Below are 606 nucleotides of genomic sequence, written 5' to 3'. Positions count from 1 at the left end.
CTCCGCGGACGTGCCCGAGGACCCGGAGGTCAGGGTGGTCCTCCCGCTGCCCGCCTGACGGCCCGGGCGGGTCAGAGGGAGTTGACGGCCTCCCGGAGGCGGTCGGCGAGCCGGGTGAGGATGCGCAGCTCCTCGGGGTCCAGGCCGGCGGACATCAGCTCGTGCACGTGCAGCCGGAACTGCTCGGCGATCTGCGCCTGCATGGTCCGTCCGGCGTCGGTCAGCCGGATCCGCAGGCCCCGCAGGTCCTGGGGGTCCTGCCACCGGTGCACCAGCCCCTTCAGCTCCAGGCGCTCCAGCATCCGGCTCAGGCTCGACTGGGTGAGCAGCACGTACTCGTTGAGCTCGTTGAGCCTCATCCCCGCCTCGTCGGCACGGGAGAGGTTGAACAGGACGTCGTACTCGCGGGCCGAGAGCTCCGCGAACTCGGGTTGGCGCTGGAGACGCCGCATGACCGTCACCTGGGCCCTGAAGAGGGCCTCCCAGGCGTCGGCGCTGTTCTGCACTCGATCTGTTTCTCTGCGGGTCACGGGTTAATGCTACGACCGAGTTACATGGGCGGCTCGGGCGCGGGTGTCCCCCTTTCGGGGGTCTCCCTCCGGTGTC

1 protein-coding gene is annotated in these 606 nt (G+C 70.1%); it reads right to left on the bottom strand.

Annotated features, from left to right (window positions below; translation table 11 throughout):
* Positions 1 to 71 precede the first annotated feature (71 nt).
* Entirely contained in the window at positions 72 to 530 is a 459-nt protein-coding gene (locus RCG67_RS17045) for a MarR family winged helix-turn-helix transcriptional regulator (RefSeq protein WP_368827984.1), read from the bottom strand.
* Between the last annotated feature and the right edge of the window lie 76 nt (positions 531 to 606).

It is taken from the genome of Kocuria cellulosilytica, from assembly GCF_040981245.1.
Lineage (GTDB): Bacteria > Actinomycetota > Actinomycetes > Actinomycetales > Micrococcaceae > Kocuria > Kocuria cellulosilytica.
Note: the sequence above shows the minus strand (reverse complement) of the source record. Positions and strands in the feature narration are given on the sequence as shown.